Annotated in this window: 13 protein-coding genes; 6 read left to right on the top strand and 7 right to left on the bottom strand. The window is 56.6% G+C overall.

The window, feature by feature from the left end:
- Nucleotides 1-27 precede the first annotated feature (27 nt).
- On the bottom strand, nt 28-414 hold the full coding sequence (locus tag OOT55_RS05145; RefSeq protein WP_265368065.1) for a hypothetical protein: 387 nt from the start codon (nt 412-414) through the stop codon (nt 28-30).
- Between the two features lie 182 nt (nt 415-596).
- Between OOT55_RS05145 and OOT55_RS05140 the strand changes: the two genes are divergently transcribed.
- Together OOT55_RS05140 and corA are read left to right on the top strand one after the other, a co-directional pair.
- Nucleotides 597-1,025 carry a CBS domain-containing protein gene (locus OOT55_RS05140; RefSeq protein ID WP_265368064.1) on the top strand — a complete coding sequence of 143 codons (429 nt, stop codon included), beginning with the start codon at nt 597-599 and terminating at the stop codon, nt 1,023-1,025.
- Nucleotides 1,026-1,154: 129 nt separating this feature from the next.
- Nucleotides 1,155-2,228 (top strand): magnesium/cobalt transporter CorA, encoded by a 1,074-nt coding sequence (corA, locus tag OOT55_RS05135; protein ID WP_265368063.1) that lies wholly within the window; start codon nt 1,155-1,157, stop codon nt 2,226-2,228.
- A 165-nt stretch (nt 2,229-2,393) separates the two neighbouring features.
- Here the strand turns inward: corA and OOT55_RS05130 are convergent, their stop codons facing one another.
- From OOT55_RS05130 to OOT55_RS05105, 6 genes are all read right to left on the bottom strand, one after another.
- Nucleotides 2,394-2,708: a YchJ family metal-binding protein gene (locus OOT55_RS05130; protein WP_265368062.1), complete on the bottom strand. Its 315-nt coding sequence runs from the start codon at nt 2,706-2,708 to the stop codon at nt 2,394-2,396.
- Between the two features lie 70 nt (nt 2,709-2,778).
- The gene (locus OOT55_RS05125; protein ID WP_068810574.1) at nt 2,779-3,798 is read right to left on the bottom strand and encodes a DNA-binding protein; all 1,020 of its coding nucleotides are present in this window, start codon (nt 3,796-3,798) and stop codon (nt 2,779-2,781) included.
- A gap of 833 nt (nt 3,799-4,631) precedes the next feature.
- Nucleotides 4,632-5,603, bottom strand: a complete 972-nt coding sequence (locus tag OOT55_RS05120) for a sodium:calcium antiporter (protein ID WP_265368061.1) — start codon at nt 5,601-5,603, stop codon at nt 4,632-4,634.
- A gap of 189 nt (nt 5,604-5,792) precedes the next feature.
- Nucleotides 5,793-7,040 (bottom strand): cytochrome P450, encoded by a 1,248-nt coding sequence (locus tag OOT55_RS05115; RefSeq protein ID WP_265368060.1) that lies wholly within the window; start codon nt 7,038-7,040, stop codon nt 5,793-5,795.
- Nucleotides 7,041-7,196: 156 nt separating this feature from the next.
- Nucleotides 7,197-7,769: a DsbA family protein gene (locus OOT55_RS05110; protein WP_265368059.1), complete on the bottom strand. Its 573-nt coding sequence runs from the start codon at nt 7,767-7,769 to the stop codon at nt 7,197-7,199.
- Between the two features lie 203 nt (nt 7,770-7,972).
- Nucleotides 7,973-8,872: a cation transporter gene (locus tag OOT55_RS05105; RefSeq protein ID WP_416140976.1), complete on the bottom strand. Its 900-nt coding sequence runs from the start codon at nt 8,870-8,872 to the stop codon at nt 7,973-7,975.
- A 155-nt stretch (nt 8,873-9,027) separates the two neighbouring features.
- Here OOT55_RS05105 and cadR point away from each other — a divergent pair, with 155 nt between their 5' ends.
- From cadR to OOT55_RS05085, 4 genes are all read left to right on the top strand, one after another.
- On the top strand, nt 9,028-9,450 hold the full coding sequence (gene cadR / locus OOT55_RS05100; RefSeq protein WP_265368057.1) for a Cd(II)/Pb(II)-responsive transcriptional regulator: 423 nt from the start codon (nt 9,028-9,030) through the stop codon (nt 9,448-9,450).
- 588 nt (nt 9,451-10,038) lie between these two features.
- Nucleotides 10,039-11,274 (top strand): TolC family protein, encoded by a 1,236-nt coding sequence (locus tag OOT55_RS05095; protein ID WP_265368056.1) that lies wholly within the window; start codon nt 10,039-10,041, stop codon nt 11,272-11,274.
- Nucleotides 11,275-11,308: 34 nt separating this feature from the next.
- The gene (locus tag OOT55_RS05090; protein WP_265368055.1) at nt 11,309-12,265 is read left to right on the top strand and encodes an efflux RND transporter periplasmic adaptor subunit; all 957 of its coding nucleotides are present in this window, start codon (nt 11,309-11,311) and stop codon (nt 12,263-12,265) included.
- A 10-nt stretch (nt 12,266-12,275) separates the two neighbouring features.
- Nucleotides 12,276-15,398 (top strand): efflux RND transporter permease subunit, encoded by a 3,123-nt coding sequence (locus tag OOT55_RS05085; RefSeq protein ID WP_265368054.1) that lies wholly within the window; start codon nt 12,276-12,278, stop codon nt 15,396-15,398.
- The last annotated feature ends 274 nt before the right edge of the window (nt 15,399-15,672 follow it).

Below are 15,672 nucleotides of genomic sequence, written 5' to 3'. Positions count from 1 at the left end.
CCGTAAAAGAAGTGAAAACTGGACGGATTAGACGAGTGGCGGCGCTCGTGGAGCCTGGTTTAGCGGGTGCTTCAGCCTGGGAGGCGTCGGTGAATGATAGTCAGAGGAGGGCGCCGAGAGCTCGGCGACTGTGCCATTAAATGCGTTATTGACGGCGAATGAATGATCGCCTTCGTCGGTTCCTTCTGAGGACTGACGCTCTCCATTGGGAAGGGCATTGAGCACCGTGGACGACGGTGCGCCGACCACCGGATCAAAGGCGCCCGAGAAGCCGACCTCCGGCGAGTGGTCAGAGGTTTGAACGCCACCAGCCCCAGCGCCGAACAATCCCACTGATAGGATCAGCAAGGTGAGCCACAGAGCGTTGAAGGCTCCGGACTGGCGGCGGTGTCTTGAGGGGTTGGGTCGGTACATGGGGCTGCGCCAAGTGTGATTCATCGATAGATTGGGGGCGGTCGGAGATAAAGTCAATCCGGGCTTGAAAATAAAATGTGGGGACCCACGTCGACAGTAAGGCACAGGAATTCCTTCAATCCCCTGTTGTCGCAAGTCCCGAGAACCACAAATGTTCAAACCCGAAAAAGAAGGAGTCCGTCATGCAAGTCAAACAACTGATGACCGACAAACCCGAGTATATCGACGCCAACGCGACCATCCGTGAGGCGGCTTTGCGGCTGGCCGAAACCGGGCGCGGCTTTACGCCCGTTGCCGAGCGGGAAAAGCTGGTAGGCGTTGTCACCGACCGGGATATCGCAATACGGACCATGGCCAACGGCAAAACCGCCGATGATCATGTGAGTGACATCATGAGTGGCAAAGTGCTGTATTGCTATCAGGACGATGACGTCAAAGACGTCCTCCAGAACATGTATCAGCAAAATGTCCAGCGCCTGGTGGTACTGAACAACAGAACCAACAAGGACTTTGTCGGAGTGGTCAGCTTGAGTGACATTGCCGAGCAGTGCGACAAGAAAGATGCCGATTTGATGCAGCGGGTGGTTCACTGCTGCCAGCGGTATCACTGAGGACCGATCGCCGACGAGGGCAGGGCGGCAGTCTGTCCTCGCCCTTGCCGGATCCCGGGCCGAGTGGCACCTTCCGTCGATTGGGCTATGCTCTAGAGTGGCGTAGCGGAAGGCTCATAAGGACCCGACATGGCTTATTTTAGCAAGCATTATCACGATCCCGGCACCGAGCCGGGTACTCTGGTTGCGAAAAGCGAACCAGGACAGCCGCCAAGCCTTCACCTGATCGATTACACCAATGATCATCTGGAAGAGGTCAGGCTGGAAAATGCCACTGATTGCCGGGAGTACCTGAGCAGAGACACAAAAACCTGGGTTCAGGTGAATGGCCAGGTTGACCCGGAAACACTCAGAAATCTGGGCGAGCTGTTTGACCTGCATGACCTCGCTCTGGAGGACGTACTCAATACCGGACAACGACCCAAGCTCGAACTCTATGACGACCGGCTGTTTCTGATTGCGGCGATGCCCCTCTATAACGGCGAAAGCCTGGAGATTGTCCAGATCAGCCTGTTCGTCGGCAAAAACTATCTGCTGTGTCTTTGTCCACTTGATGAAGACCCTTTTGAAGCGGTTCGTCAGCGCATGCGGCGGCCTAATAACCGGCAATTTCTATCCCGGGAAATTGACTACCTGCTCTACGCCTTATTGGACCTGGTCATCGACTCCGGGTTTCCGGTGCTGGAACAGTTGGGTTACCAGTTAGAGGACCTGGAGACGGATTTGCTGGAAAATCCGAGTCAGCGGACGCTGGCCGGTATTCATGGCCTGAAGCTAGAGCTGCTGGTGCTCCGGCGAGTGCTTTGGCCACAACGGGAGCTACTGACCAGTCTGATGAGGGCGGAGGACCCGTTAATCCATGCCAATACGCATGTCTACTTCAGAGACTGCCACGATCACAGCGTACAGATCATCGAGCTGCTGGAGAGTTTCCGGGAGATGGCCACCAGCATGCTGGAGATTTACCTCTCCAGCGTCAGCCAGCGTACCAATGAAACCATGCGGGTGTTGACGATCATCGCCACCATTTTTATCCCTCTGACGTTCGTGGTGGGCGTGTACGGGATGAACTTCGAGAACCCGGGTAGCCCCTGGGCGATGCCGGAGTTGCGTTGGTACTTTGGTTACCCGATGGTGTGGATCGTGATGATTGTAATCACTGCAGGACTGATCTGGCTCTTCAGACGACGTGGATGGTTATGAACCGAAACAGCGACCGACCAATAGCCAGAATGCAGAATTCTCTCAAGACTCTCAGCCTCCTTTAGTTCGCATAATGTATATTATGTTAAATTGTACAAAGGATTCCCAAGCGCTTGCTAGGATATCCCGACTACACCTCTCCCGTAGGCTATCCAGCTCATTACATTAACCACAACACTTCTTGAACTTACGCCCACTGCCACACAGGCAGGCATCATTACGCCCCGGCTTGAAACTTTCGTCCCGGGTCTCTCCATTGATGTAAAACCAGCGTCCTGACTCCCGCACGAATTCGGAATGCTCTTCCAGGAAGCGCCACTGACCACCTGCACGGTAATACGCTCTGAAGTGGACGCGGCCCCGGTCGCCGTTGGTGTCGCTGGCCAGCACCGATAACCGCACCCATTCCGGGCTATCGCTCAGGTCCAGGTGTTCGGGGCGTGTTGAGGTCCGGCCGGTAAAGCTGTAAAATCCAGCCACTAACTCTACATCTCATTGATTTTAAAGGAAAATATTGGACATCTAGAAGCAATCCTGGATCACCTCCCGCTTACGTGGCCGGTTCGTCATATTGGCGCCGGTTTTCAGCCATTAGGCGCTCAATCATATCGTTCTTAACCGATAGCTCAGCCTCCAGTTTGGCCTGGCTGACGGTAAAATCTTGCACCTTGCTTTGCGCCGATTCAAGGCGTTGCGTCAGCTCATCAATTTGCGAGGCCTGGCGCTGAGCGCTGTCGGCGTACTGCTGCAGATCCGTCGACTGGGTTTGCAATTGCTTATTGGCATCTTCAAGCTTCGCGTCAGTCCGATTAAGCTTCGATTCGAGGTCCTGTGTTGCTTTGCGTGCAGCGCTCAGCTCGCTGACCAAGCGCGCGTTGTCCTTGTTGAGCTGCGTTAAATCGCCCTGCTTGACGGAAATTGTCTGGTTTAACGTGCGAATCTCGGCCTGAAGCTGCTGAATTTGTTGCTCATGCCGGCGCTGATCCTGATCCCTCTGCTCTTTCACCGATTCACGATAATGCTCCAGTGCCTCCCGGCTGTGACGGTGCTTTTCCTCAAGGGATTCGATATGAGCCTGCTTTTCCTTGAGCAGCGCCGCCCTGCTGGCCTCGCGCTGACCCACCTCGTTGAGCTGTTTATCTAAGGCATCGCAGGCCGCGGATTTGGCAGCCAATTGCTCACTCGTCTCATCAAGGCGCGATTTCAACGCTGTCTGCTGATCGGCCAGTTGGCCAGCCTCTTGAGTGAGCGCGGCGCAGCGGTCAGAGAGCTCTTTGATCCGGTGTTCATAGCGGCTTTTACTTTCATCGATGATGTCGTGTGCCTCTTCCTGTAGGCGCGATGCCAGGCGCGCAATGAGGTCCTTAATGGGCTGGCTCAATAGGGCCTCATCATCGAGTCTGGTGGACGCCTCCTCCTCCAGCTCTTTGAGATAGCGATGAATCGTTGATTTGGAGCCGGTATTACCGAGCTCTATGCGTATCGCGTCAATGGAGGGGTTTTCTCCCCTGGCTAGAACGGCCTGATGGGCCTTGGCCACCAATGCTTTGTTGATACCGCCACGAGCCATGCTGTCCTCTCCTGTTTATTTCGTACTGTGATACGTAATATGTATATACGTACTATATTAGGCGGTAATGGGAGCTTTGAATAGACCTAATTTAACCCAAGATAATAAAGCATTATCTTGGGTTAGGGCGTTTTTTGCCCAAATTGACGCTAAAACCTGTACAGGTGCGCATTCAACCGTCTACCTCGCTGTGGCGCATCATTGGCTTGCCCGCCGGCGGGCATAGAACTCCATCAGTGCAACCCTAGGCGGCTTTGCGACATCGTTCTAGACGTACCGGCCCAGGTTGAGGCTGCAACGGCTTTCGTTAGCAGTAGAAGTCGTAGGACATTCTGTGATGCGACGTAAATATCGAAGGAAACACATCCAGGGCGCGCAAACCCATCACGACTGAAGCCGATTACTGTGAGGCCCTGAAAAAGATTGGTAGCTTAATAATGGCTGGACCAACACCGCTGAAGAGAAAAAGCGCGATTACCTTGTGGCCTTGGTCGAGGCCTATGAGCAGAAGCTTCAAGGCCCCACCTTGGACTCACTGTTGGATGCGACTCCAGCCGATGCGGTGACGCTGAATCAAGTGGACCGGGATTGGCTGCACAATACGCTGCCTAGCGAGAGCCAAGGCCCCTGCGATACCTTTTTTCGAGGTCTGGGGTTACGCCCGTTTTCCTTCAGGACCGGGAACAGCCGGATGACGAAGACAAGTAATGGGGCGTCGCGAAGCTTCACCCCGAGACCGAAAGGCGCGCTGAGCCGCTGCACACCGACAACGCCTTCAACGCAGCAACTTAATCATGCGTTGGCCGATGTTTGCAGAACGGCGTCGGAACATCCTAAACAGCATTCAGAACCCAAATGAGGGTCACGGCGATGTAAGCCAAGTAGAGGGCGACAATGATGCCGACTTTCCAGCTCCGCAGGCGGGGTTGCTTGGTGCCAATCAATGCGCCGAAGGCGGCAGCCATCGCAGCTAACGCGGCCAGGCTAACCCAAAACAGCTGGACCTCCTGCAAGGCAGTGGACACGATGGCCAGCGGTATAAACGCAATGGTCATCGTCGCCACCAGGTCACCCAGGACGACCGTCACCGCAGCCGTATGCTGTCGGCTTCGCATTACGCTCCAGGTGGAAAAGACTTCCGGCAATGCGCTCATGGTGCCGGTAATGAAGATACCCCCGACCAATTTGGATATTCCAAGGGCAGAGACAATTTGCTGGGTGGAGCGCACCGTGAAATAGGCGCCTATGGCGAGCACGCAGAGACCTGCGGCGGCTAATAGCCACTCTTTTTTCTTCCACTGCTGGGATTGACTCTCGGAGCGCCCCCTTAGCAGCACCTGGGCGAGGTAGGCAAGATAGGCGCCCAGAAGAATCCAGCCATCGATAGGCTGCAGTCCGCGCCAGGCCGGAGGTAACGTCAAGAGGGCGACGAGTCCCAGAATCGCCAGGTAGGGCAACACGTGCCGAGTTACCGTCTCTTCCTCAATCGGCAATGCCGTCGACGCCTGCTGATCGGAGCCGGTCCGAAAAGCGATATAACCAACAGTCAGCGTGAGTGGCAGCGCGATCAGATTCGCGCCCAGCATCGCGCCGAGACCAATGTCACTAACACCCTTGGCGGCGCTGGTGATGTTGATCGCCAATTCCGGACTGGCGGTGGCGATACCGACCAGCGCGCCCCCCGCGACACCCGAAAAGCCCCAGCCTTTACGAAGCTTCTTCAGCGGAGACGCCAGTTGATCTGCCCCCCAGTGCGCGGCCCAAATGGCGATCAGTAGCACAATTCCCCAGATCCAGGCGTTCATCAGTTCCTCCTTTCGGTTGGTGGATAGGCATCCACCGGTAGCCAGCTATCCAAGGGCTCCGAATGCAGAAGCTGCAGAGCCGGTTTTCGCATTAGATCGCTGCCGCCCCGTTGGATGACAACGTGTTGCTCCATCTGCCGGAGTGCTGGCATTTACGAACCTTCGACAGCACTTATGCCAGCAATTGCTTTAGCCAGCCTGCACATTGCTGATGACAAGCCGGCTTCGAGGTAAGGCGGGCAGCCGGGACATATCGATCTCCAGATCCTGCGCCGGTACGTCGTACCGCATCCTTTTCAGCATGACGTCCAGAGCGATCTTAATAAGGTCGATCGTGATCCACTCGCCCGGGCAGCGGTGGTTAATCTGATGCTCTCCGCCGCCTTGCGGAATGAAGTTGAACGGGCTGCCATCCCACTGGCGGAAGCGCTCCGGCCGAAACGCCTCAGGCGCCTCCCAGATTCGCGCGTCATGATTGGTACCATGCAAGTCCAGCATGACCCGTCGCCCCGCTGGAAAGTTATAGCCCTTCCAGTCAAAGCCGTGCCGCACGCGCGCCATTACAGCGGGGAAGAAAGGATAGAAGCGCCGGATCTCCTGTATGAACAATTCTGCGTAGCCATCCTCGTCGGCCGCAAGCTTCCGCTGGCAGTCGGGATACTGGTGCAGCGCGTAAGCGGCGAATGTGACATAAACCGAAACGGCTACGGTGGGACGGAGCACATTCAGCAGTTCCACGGCGGCAATGCGCGGACTTAGCCGTTCGCCGTTGAGTTCTCGATGCAGGGCGACGACCTGAAGCGCGCTCTGCTCGGGCGCATGCCGCTTGCCGTTGCGAACCTGCTCAATCATCCCCGCCGCCCAGCGCTCAGCCCGCTGGCGGGCCAAGCGCGACCACCAATGCCTGGGACCGACCGATCCGGCAGCGTCGAATAGCACTGCTAGCTCGCGCGTCCGCCTGCCGACCTTCAACTCCTCAAGCGGGATACCTGCCCAGGCGCACACGGCGCGGGTGAGTAGCACCTGCGACTCGTCGTAAAGCACGACTTTATCCAGCGAACTCCATTTTTGCACATGGTTATCCCACTCGGCAGAGGCCATCTCCGCAAGCAACCTCAGCCTCTCCGGCGTCATTAGCGACAGGAACATCTTCTTGCGGTGCCGGTGCGCATCATCATCCAGCCCCTGCACACCGCCTCGACCGAACAGAGTTTTTTGGATCCGGCCGGGCGCCGCGCCGCTACGGACGAAGCGGCTCGTGTCGTAGAACAGTTGCGCCGCCTCTGGGCCGGACATACAGATGGTCGGTCGAAGCAGCAGGCGGGTCTGGAACACGTCCGACTGGTAGCGCTGACACCGCTTCGCGATAAAGTCGTAGGGATCACGTAGCAAAGCCAGAGTACTGTCCCGGCTTCTGTCAATCGGTATCTGGGGCATCACTCCACCTCTCTCAAGTTTCGCAGGGTAAACTGGTGCTTCATTGCCCAGCGCAGTGCTGGCGCCGGGAGAAATGCCTAGCAACCTCAAGCCAGAGACAATGTCGCCATGGACATGGACTTCGCAACCGCTAGCATACCGATCCTGACATGCGGGTCATTCGCCTGTCGCTCGGATATCTGAAGTCGAGTCCTTGGATGAACCCCTTTTCCGCCTTTCGTGTTCAATCAAGGATTCCAGCGCGGAAAGTTCAAGCAAACCTGACCTGACTTCAGTCCCAATGACAAACGCTGGCGTACCAATGATTCCTAATGTGTTTGCCAAGGCTCGATTTCGTTCTACTTGCCGCGCAATGGCCGGGTCCTCCATAGCGGCCAGTAACCGTTCCATATCCAAGCCGAGGGAACCTGCGGCTTCTTCGATCGCTACCTGTGACGCTTGCCCGGGAAATTCCATCAATCCCTTGTGAAATTCAACGTACTTCCCCTGACGGTGCGCAGCCAAGGCTGCTTTTGCGGCAAGGGTCGAATCCGGACCGCGGATGGGGAATTCTTTATAGACGATGCGCAAGCCAGGGTCCCGTTCCTTGGCTTGCGCCAGGATCGGCGCCATCCGTCGACAAGCCCCACAGTTGTAATCCATAAACTCCACAATGGTGATATCACCCTGTGGATTACCGCCCACAGGCGAACGCGGGTCATCGAAAAGCTCCCCGCGATTTTCTCTCACAACATCGCCCCCTGATTGAGGGAGCGGCGACTGGTTTTCCGTGGGCCAGAGCAGGCTTCCAGCCGCGGCCAACGCCACAACGATAACGCTGACTATTATCGCTCCGCGGCGAAACGAGTGATTCCCGGTTACCATTAATTTTCACCTTTTCGCTTGGGTTGGGTTTTGCGCTTATTCCATTGTTCCCGGTGTATGTGCGTACGCTAGCCTTTTAGCCTGAGAATTTTGCGCGCACCACCAAGCACCACCAAACCTATGGCTAGCCCGATTATCAGGTCGGGATAAGGGGAGCCGGTCCAGTACACGAGTGCGCCCGCGAGAATAACCCCCGAGTTGGCTATGACGTCATTGGCGGAAAAAATCCAGCTGGCTTTCATGTGAACACCGCTTTCACGGTTGCGGGAGATGAGCAGCAGACAGCTCACATTGGCCACTAGTGCCACCAAAGCCATCCCCATCATGAGTACCGACTCAGGATCGCTGCCAAATAGAAACCGGCGCAGGACCTCAGAAAGTGCACCGAACGCTAGAATCAGTTGCAGCCATCCGGCCAGGCGGGCCGCTTTCAATTTCGTCTGCGCAGCCCGTCCCACCGCGTAAAGCGCAAGGCCGTATACAGCCGCATCGGCAAACATGTCGAGAGAATCCGCAATCAGGCCCGCAGACTGCGCCAGATAGCCTACCGTCAGTTCTACGAAGAACATCAGGCCGTTGATCGCCAGCAGTGAGCGTAGAATTCTCGCTTCTTTCGCAGCCGTTTCCGCCAGGGCGGCCGGCGTGACGATGGCCTCCTCGGGACTGGCGGCTTCGCTATTCTCCAGCACAGCGCCAAGCCCCAACGGGTCTAGCCGCTCGCTAATCGGCTGTGGCGAACCCTCGTGCACCACTCGTACCTGACGATTTGGCAGATCAAACGTCAACCTTCTGACCGAATCCAGCCCATCCAGCGCAAGTCGAACCATTCGTTCCTCAGACGGACAGTCCATCTTTGCCACTTTAAAAACGCTGACCCACGAACCAGCGCCGTCTTGAGTATGACTCACCTCAGACCTATCCGTGGAAGGGGTTTGTGGATTGCAGTGATCATCACAGGACTTTGTCACAGCCAAACCTCGCTCAGCGTCGAAGGAAATTTCGTGTTATTACAGACCCTAAAGCCACTTTAGAGTCAAGGCATTCTGCGGCTGTTGCCTCTGCACTTGATGTACCAAAAGACTTAAGTTACTATAGGGTTTATCCTGACGAAGGAGATTTCCCAATGAGAATTGGTGAATTGGCCAAAAAACTCGGCTCGCCGGTGGAAACCATACGCTTTTGGGAGAAAGAAGGCCTCTTACCAGAACCTTCGCGGACCGAGGGCAATTACCGAGATTATGACGGCTCGGATTTGGAGCACTTGCTATTCATTCGTAACTGTCGAGCGCTGGACATGAGCCTTGACGAAATCCGGCAGTTATTGCAACTGCGAAGCCAACCGACCGAGTATTGCGGTAGTGTCAATGATCTTATTGATAACCACATTGATCAGGTGGTACTTAAAATCGAAACACTACAAGCGCTTGAAGTCCAGTTACGGTCGCTGCGCAAGGCCTGTGCTGACGGACGCAAGGTAGAACAATGCGGCATTTTACGAGGGCTGACCAAAGGCAGCCGGGGTACGGTTCAAAGGAATAAAAGCTAAACAAATGAAGCTCGAGCGGTGACTCTGCTGCTTCTCGCGCCGTGAAATGTGCTGAAACCTGTTTAAGTACGGAACTCAATTTTGACAAAACAAAGAGTGACGATTGTATTGATAACGCTGATGGTGCTGCAGACCTTTATGGTCGCTGCGGACGCGCATCCGTTTTCTCAATGGACTGATCGCCCGCTCGAGTGGAGCCTGGAGGCTCAAGACCTTGGCCCGCACGCTGGTAATGGAGAAATCGATTCAAGAGATGCTGCGAACACTGCCTTGCTGACAGACGATTGTTCGTGCTGCAGTCAGTGTCACGCTTGCTGGCTCGCCGTATTTGCTCACCAGTTCTCCGATTTCTACCCGGACGCTACGCGAAAGCTACCGTTTTATCACATCTCTCTCTCATCCGATCACGCCTCATCCTTGTTTCGTCCGCCCAAAGCCTGACATTTCTCCGCTCATTCAACACCCTTAAGCCGGTCTCCTTGGTGGGCACCGATCAATATTAATCATTCTAGGATGTTATCGATGAACTGTTTTGGCTTACGGGCCGGGTACGCCTCCTGGCGTGCGCGCACCGTACACAGAGTCTTATTGATTTTTTTATTACTGAGCGGCGCCGCGTACGGACAACCCCAGCAGGTGGCGCTGACACTGGACGACGCTATTCTCCAAACGTTGCAACACAACCCCCGCCTGCGGGTATTCGACGTCAGAATGCGCGGTCTCAAGGGTCTTAGAGAATCGGCTGATCTGGCGCCAGCCTATGAGCTGGGCGCGGAGGTCGAAAACTTTGCCGGCAGAGGTGAAATGCAGGGGCTGAATGCCTCTGAACAAACCGTGGCATTGTCGTCGGTCATCGAACTCGGCGGTAAGCGTTCGGCGCGCGTGGCGTTGGTCGATGCTCGAGCGGACCTGTTGGAGGCAGAGCGCAAGGCTAAAGCGCTGGATTTGCTCGGCGAGGTGACCCAGAGATTCGTCGCCACCCTGGCCGCGCAGGAACGCCTGAATTTAGCTGAAGATGCATTGGCGCTAGCGCGCACCACACTGCAGGCGGCTGGACAGCGTGCACGTGCGGGCGCGGCGCCTGATGCAGAAGTCTTGCGCGCTGAAGCGGCCCTCGCTCAAACGCAGATCACCCTGTCTCACATCCGGCGAGTCTTTGACACCGAGAAAACACAGCTCGCAAGCCTCTGGGGCGCCACCGAAGCCGATTTCGAGGAGCTTCAGGGCGACCTGTTTCAGTTTCCGCCAGCGGACGATTTCGAATCGCTCTATGCCCGGGCCAAAGGCAGCGCCGCTTTGGCCGTGTTTGCCAGCGAGGCGCGCCTGAAAGAGGCCGAACTGCGGCTGTCGCAAGCGCGCGCCAACAACGATATTTCCTGGAGTTTAGGCGTGCGCCGGATGGAAGGCACTGGCGACACTGGACTGGTTGCGGGTGTGAGTATGCCCTTGTTTTCGGGCCGCCGCAGCCGTGGGGATATTCGCGCAGCCCAGGCCGAACGCGATCAAGTGGCGTTTCGCCGAGAAGCGGCGCTGCTCGATCTGCATGCCCAACTTTTTGAAGCCTTCCAGAACCGACAACAGAACATCGACGCCGCAACGGCACTGCACGAAGAGGTAATTCCAACGCTTGATCGCGCGCTACGGGAAACGCGGGAAGCCTACGAGCGAGGCCGGTACAGCTACCTGGATCTGACCGCCGCGCAGCAAGAGTTGCTGGATGCTCGGCGAAGGGTGATCGACGCCGCAGCCTCAGCGCTTCAATACGGCGCTCTCATTGAACAGTTGACTGCCGAGCCCCTGTCAGCCGGCAAACTCGCCCGGTAACCGCCGGTGCTCCAAAAACAACAGGAATAACATTATGCGACACAAATACTACTTTATCTTGGCAGTATTCATGTTGACGTTCGCCTCGAGCGGCGCCGTCAGCCAAGACTTGGATGGACACGAACGGCTCGATGAAGCGCCGGAAACTCATCCCACAGGAGATGATGACGAGCAAGGAGAAGGAGACGGCTTGGTCCAGATCAGCCCGGAGACGGCGCAGCAAGCAGGAATCAGTACAAAAGAAGCCGGGCCCGCTACCCTTGATCGGACCGTGCGAGTCTACGGAAAGATCGTCGTGCCACCGGGGCAGGAAGCCGGGGTCAGAGCCCGATTCCCAGGCCAGATCATTCAGGTTCATGCCCAAATCGGCGACAGGGTCCAAGCTGGAGATTTGCTCGCTGAAGTCGAGTCCAACGACAGCTTGCGGACCTACCAACTTCGCGCTCCGATCAATGGCGTCGTCACTGATCGCCAAGCGGCCGCAGGCGAATTGGCTCAGGATCAAGTCCTGTTCTCCATCGCCAACTTGAATACGCTTTGGGTCGAGCTCCAAATTTTCCCTGGCCAAAGGTCAGCCGTCGCGCAAGGGCAGACGGTTCTGCTTTCTTCCGACAGTGTTGACGGCACCACCACGCTCAGCCATGTACTGCCCGACAGTGGAATGCAACCTTACGTCATTGCCCGAGGCACACTCGACAATCGCACCGGCCAATGGGCTCCTGGATTATTAGTGATGGGGCAGATCGTCGTCGAGTCATTCGAAGCTCCTCTCGCAGTGGACAGCCGCGCCTTGCAAACAGTTGAGGGCAAAACGGTGGTGTTCGTCAAAGTGGACAATACGTTCAAAGCGCAACCCGTAGAACTCGGACGCAGTGACGACCGGTACACCGAAGTCCTATCGGGGCTCGAAGCCGGTGACCGCTATGTCGTGGGCAACAGCTTTTTAGTCAAAGCTGATCTTTTGAAATCCAGCGTCGAAGACCACGATTAGGAGACAGACGATGATTGAATCGATTCTGCGCTTCTCAATCGAGCGGCGCTACCTCACATTATCCTTTATTTTTGTACTGATCGGCCTAGGTGTCTGGAGCTATAAGAGCCTACCTATCGACGCAGTACCGGACATTACCAACGTCCAGGTCCAGATCAACACACAGGCTCCCGGCTACTCGCCACTGGAGGCCGAACAGCGCATCACCTATCCGGTGGAGACAGCGCTTGCGGGGCTACCTAATCTGTCGTACACACGGTCCTTGTCCCGCTACGGCTTATCGCAGGTGACAGTGGTGTTCGAGGAAGGCACCGATATCTACTTCGCTCGCAACCTGATCGATGAACGCCTGGGTGGCATTAAAAACGCTCTCCCGCCGGGCCTCGAGCCCGAGATGGGCCCCATCGCAACGGGCCTTGGCGAAATCTTTACCTACACGGTAGAGGCTGTGCCCGGCGCGGTTCAACCCGATGGCACGCCATACGACGCAACGGCTTTGCGGGAAGTTCAGGACTGGATCATTGAACCCCAACTGGCCCTTGTGCCCGGTGTAGTGGAAATCAACACCATCGGCGGCTTCGCCAAGCAGTACCACGTAACACCTGATCCGCGAAAGCTACTGGCTTTTGGGGTGACGCTGGATGATGTAAGCCGGGCCCTTCGGAACAATAACAACAACCGCGGCGCAGGCTACATCGAGCACAACGGTGAACAACTGCTGGTGAGATCACCGGGCCAGTTGGAAACCATAGCCGATATCGAACAGGTGGTGGTGAAGCTCGCGAACGGCGCACCGGTGCGCATCGCCGATATCGCCGAGGTCGCCATTGGCAAAGAACTACGCAGCGGCGCAGCCACGCGGAACGGGGTCGAGACCGTCGCTGGCACAGCGATGATGCTGATGGGGCAAAACTCACGCGCAGTGGCCCGCGATCTGGCGGAACGGCTTGAAGAAATTAAGCCCTCTCTTCCCGAGGGTGTTCGCGTGGAGACTGTCTACGATCGCACCACCTTGGTGGATAAAGCCATTGCGACGGTCAAGAAAAACCTGCTAGAAGGCGCACTGCTGGTTATCGCAGTACTTTTTATATTGCTTGGCAATATCCGCGCGGCCTTGATCACTGCCGCAGTGATTCCGCTATCGATGCTGGCGACCATCTTCGGCATGGTCAAGACCGGGGTTTCCGCCAACTTGATGAGTCTTGGCGCGCTGGATTTTGGCCTGATCGTCGACGGAGCGGTCATCATCGTAGAGAACGCGACGCGCCGCCTAGCCGAAGCACAAGCGGCTGGCAAGGGCAAGCTCGAGCGCAAGGAGCGGCTTTGGGTGGTCTTTCAAGCCACCAATGAGGTCATTCGTCCGAGCCTGTTCGGCGTACTGATCATTACGGTCGTCTACATACCGCTGTTCACGCTGACAGGTGTCGAGGGCAAAATGTTCCAGCCGATGGCCGCTACCGTGGTGATGGCACTTCTGGCGGCCTTAGTACTGTCACTGACCGTGGTGCCTGCGGCGGTGGCCGTCTTTATGACCGGGCGCATCAGTGAGAAGGAAAATCGCGTCGTTGTCGCCGCAAAGTCACTGTATCGACCGCTATTGACTCGGGCGCTCAGGTTCCGATGGTGGATTGTCTCCGGTGCCACAGCCCTGGTGCTTGCTTCAGGCTGGCTCGCCACGACCTTGGGGTCCGAATTTGTGCCCCAGCTGGACGAAGGGGACATTACAGTGCAGGCGTTACGGGTTACCGGGACAGGGCTAGAACAGTCGGTGGCGATGCAGGAAATGCTGGAAAAGCGCATCCAGGCTTTTCCCCAGGTGGATAAGGTGCTGGCCAAGATAGGCACTGCCGAGGTGGCCACGGATCCGATGCCCCCGAATGTGGTGGACAACTTCGTGATACTGAAGCCGCGCAGCGAATGGCCCGATCCAAAACTTCCCAAAGCGGAACTGCTCGAAGAGCTGGAAGAGGCCTTGGAAAAAGTTCCGGGGAACAATTACGAGATTACGCAGCCGATTGAAATGCGCTTTAATGAGCTGATTTCCGGCGTCCGCTCGGATCTGGGTATTAAAGTCTTTGGCGATGATCTCGACCAGTTGCTGACCTCAGCCCACGCGATTCTCGCAGTTGTGAATGACATGGAAGGTTCAGCCGATGCGCGGGTTGAACAAGTCGATGGCCTGCCGATGCTCTCAGTGCACCCAAAGCGGATGGCGATCTCTCGTTATGGGCTTAACGTCGACGATGTGCAGGATTTTGTCGCGACTGCCATCGGCGGTGAGTCCGTAGGGCTGATCTACGAAGGTGACCGTCGGTTTGAACTGGTGGTCCGTCTTCCAGAAAGCATACGGCGCGAGGTCAAGCACCTGCATGAGCTGCCTGTGCCTCTGCCGCAGGGCGGTTTTGCCCCCTTGTCGGAACTCGCCACGCTCGAAATTGCGCCCGCACCCAGTCAAATCAGCCGGGAAAACGGCAAGCGCCGGGTCGTGGTCATGGTGAATGTGCGCGGTCGGGACTTGGGCTCTTTCGTCGACGAAGCCAAGCAGCGTATTGCCGCCGAAGTCGAGCTGCCGGCCGGGTATTGGTTGGATTACGGAGGTACCTTTGAACAACTGGCCTCGGCCAGTCAGCGGCTTTCGCTCGTGGTTCCGGTGACCTTCGCCATTATCATTATGCTACTAGTAATGGCGCTGGGCTCGATCAAGGACGCACTCATCATCTTTACTGGCGTGCCCCTGGCGTTGACCGGTGGGGTGCTAGCCCTGTGGCTACGTGATATGCCGCTGTCGATTTCAGCCGGCGTTGGCTTTATTGCGCTATCGGGCGTAGCTGTATTGAATGGGCTCGTCATGCTGGCCTTTATCCGCGACCGCTGGCACGCATCGGGTGATTTGATCGCCTCGGTCATCGACGGTGCGCTCCTGCGCCTGCGCCCGGTCTTGATGACGGCGCTGGTGGCCAGCTTGGGCTTTGTGCCTATGGCGCTTAACACTGGAACCGGTGCCGAAGTTCAGCGGCCTTTGGCGACGGTGGTTATCGGCGGCATCATCTCATCGACACTGCTGACATTGCTGGTATTGCCAGCGCTTTATCGGATTGTTCATGGTAGAAGAAACGGCAGCTCAAGCTTTTAATGGTCCGCAGCCTTGGGAACGGGATGTCCCGAGGCTTACCAATCGCGGGCAGTGCTGCTAAACCCAAAACCATCCAGATGCTGTCCATAGTCTGCCCTGAAACACGTGAGTCATGTGGTACCCACGATTGGCAGCTGGCATGGCTAATCCTGTGACCCCAGGCGCATGGCTCATGTCAGCTACCACGGACGGCGCATCGGTTTCTTTACGTATTGACCACTCGTAAAGGCGGTGTTACCCTTTACTGAACCGTAAGTAGTAAAGAGAGTTGTCC

It is taken from the genome of Marinimicrobium sp. C6131 (genome assembly GCF_026153455.1).
Lineage (GTDB): Bacteria > Pseudomonadota > Gammaproteobacteria > Pseudomonadales > Cellvibrionaceae > Marinimicrobium.
Note: the sequence above shows the minus strand (reverse complement) of the source record. Positions and strands in the feature narration are given on the sequence as shown.

Coding starts and splice junctions, on each gene's coding strand:
- OOT55_RS05145 (WP_265368065.1), bottom strand. CDS start 414: ATGTACCGACCCAACCCCTCAAGACACCGCCGCCAGTCCGGAGCCTTC.
- OOT55_RS05140 (WP_265368064.1), top strand. CDS start 597: ATGCAAGTCAAACAACTGATGACCGACAAACCCGAGTATATCGACGCC.
- corA (WP_265368063.1), top strand. CDS start 1,155: ATGGCTTATTTTAGCAAGCATTATCACGATCCCGGCACCGAGCCGGGT.
- OOT55_RS05125 (WP_068810574.1), bottom strand. CDS start 3,798: ATGGCTCGTGGCGGTATCAACAAAGCATTGGTGGCCAAGGCCCATCAG.
- OOT55_RS05120 (WP_265368061.1), bottom strand. CDS start 5,603: ATGAACGCCTGGATCTGGGGAATTGTGCTACTGATCGCCATTTGGGCC.
- OOT55_RS05115 (WP_265368060.1), bottom strand. CDS start 7,040: ATGCCCCAGATACCGATTGACAGAAGCCGGGACAGTACTCTGGCTTTG.
- cadR (WP_265368057.1), top strand. CDS start 9,028: ATGAGAATTGGTGAATTGGCCAAAAAACTCGGCTCGCCGGTGGAAACC.
- OOT55_RS05090 (WP_265368055.1), top strand. CDS start 11,309: ATGCGACACAAATACTACTTTATCTTGGCAGTATTCATGTTGACGTTC.
- OOT55_RS05085 (WP_265368054.1), top strand. CDS start 12,276: ATGATTGAATCGATTCTGCGCTTCTCAATCGAGCGGCGCTACCTCACA.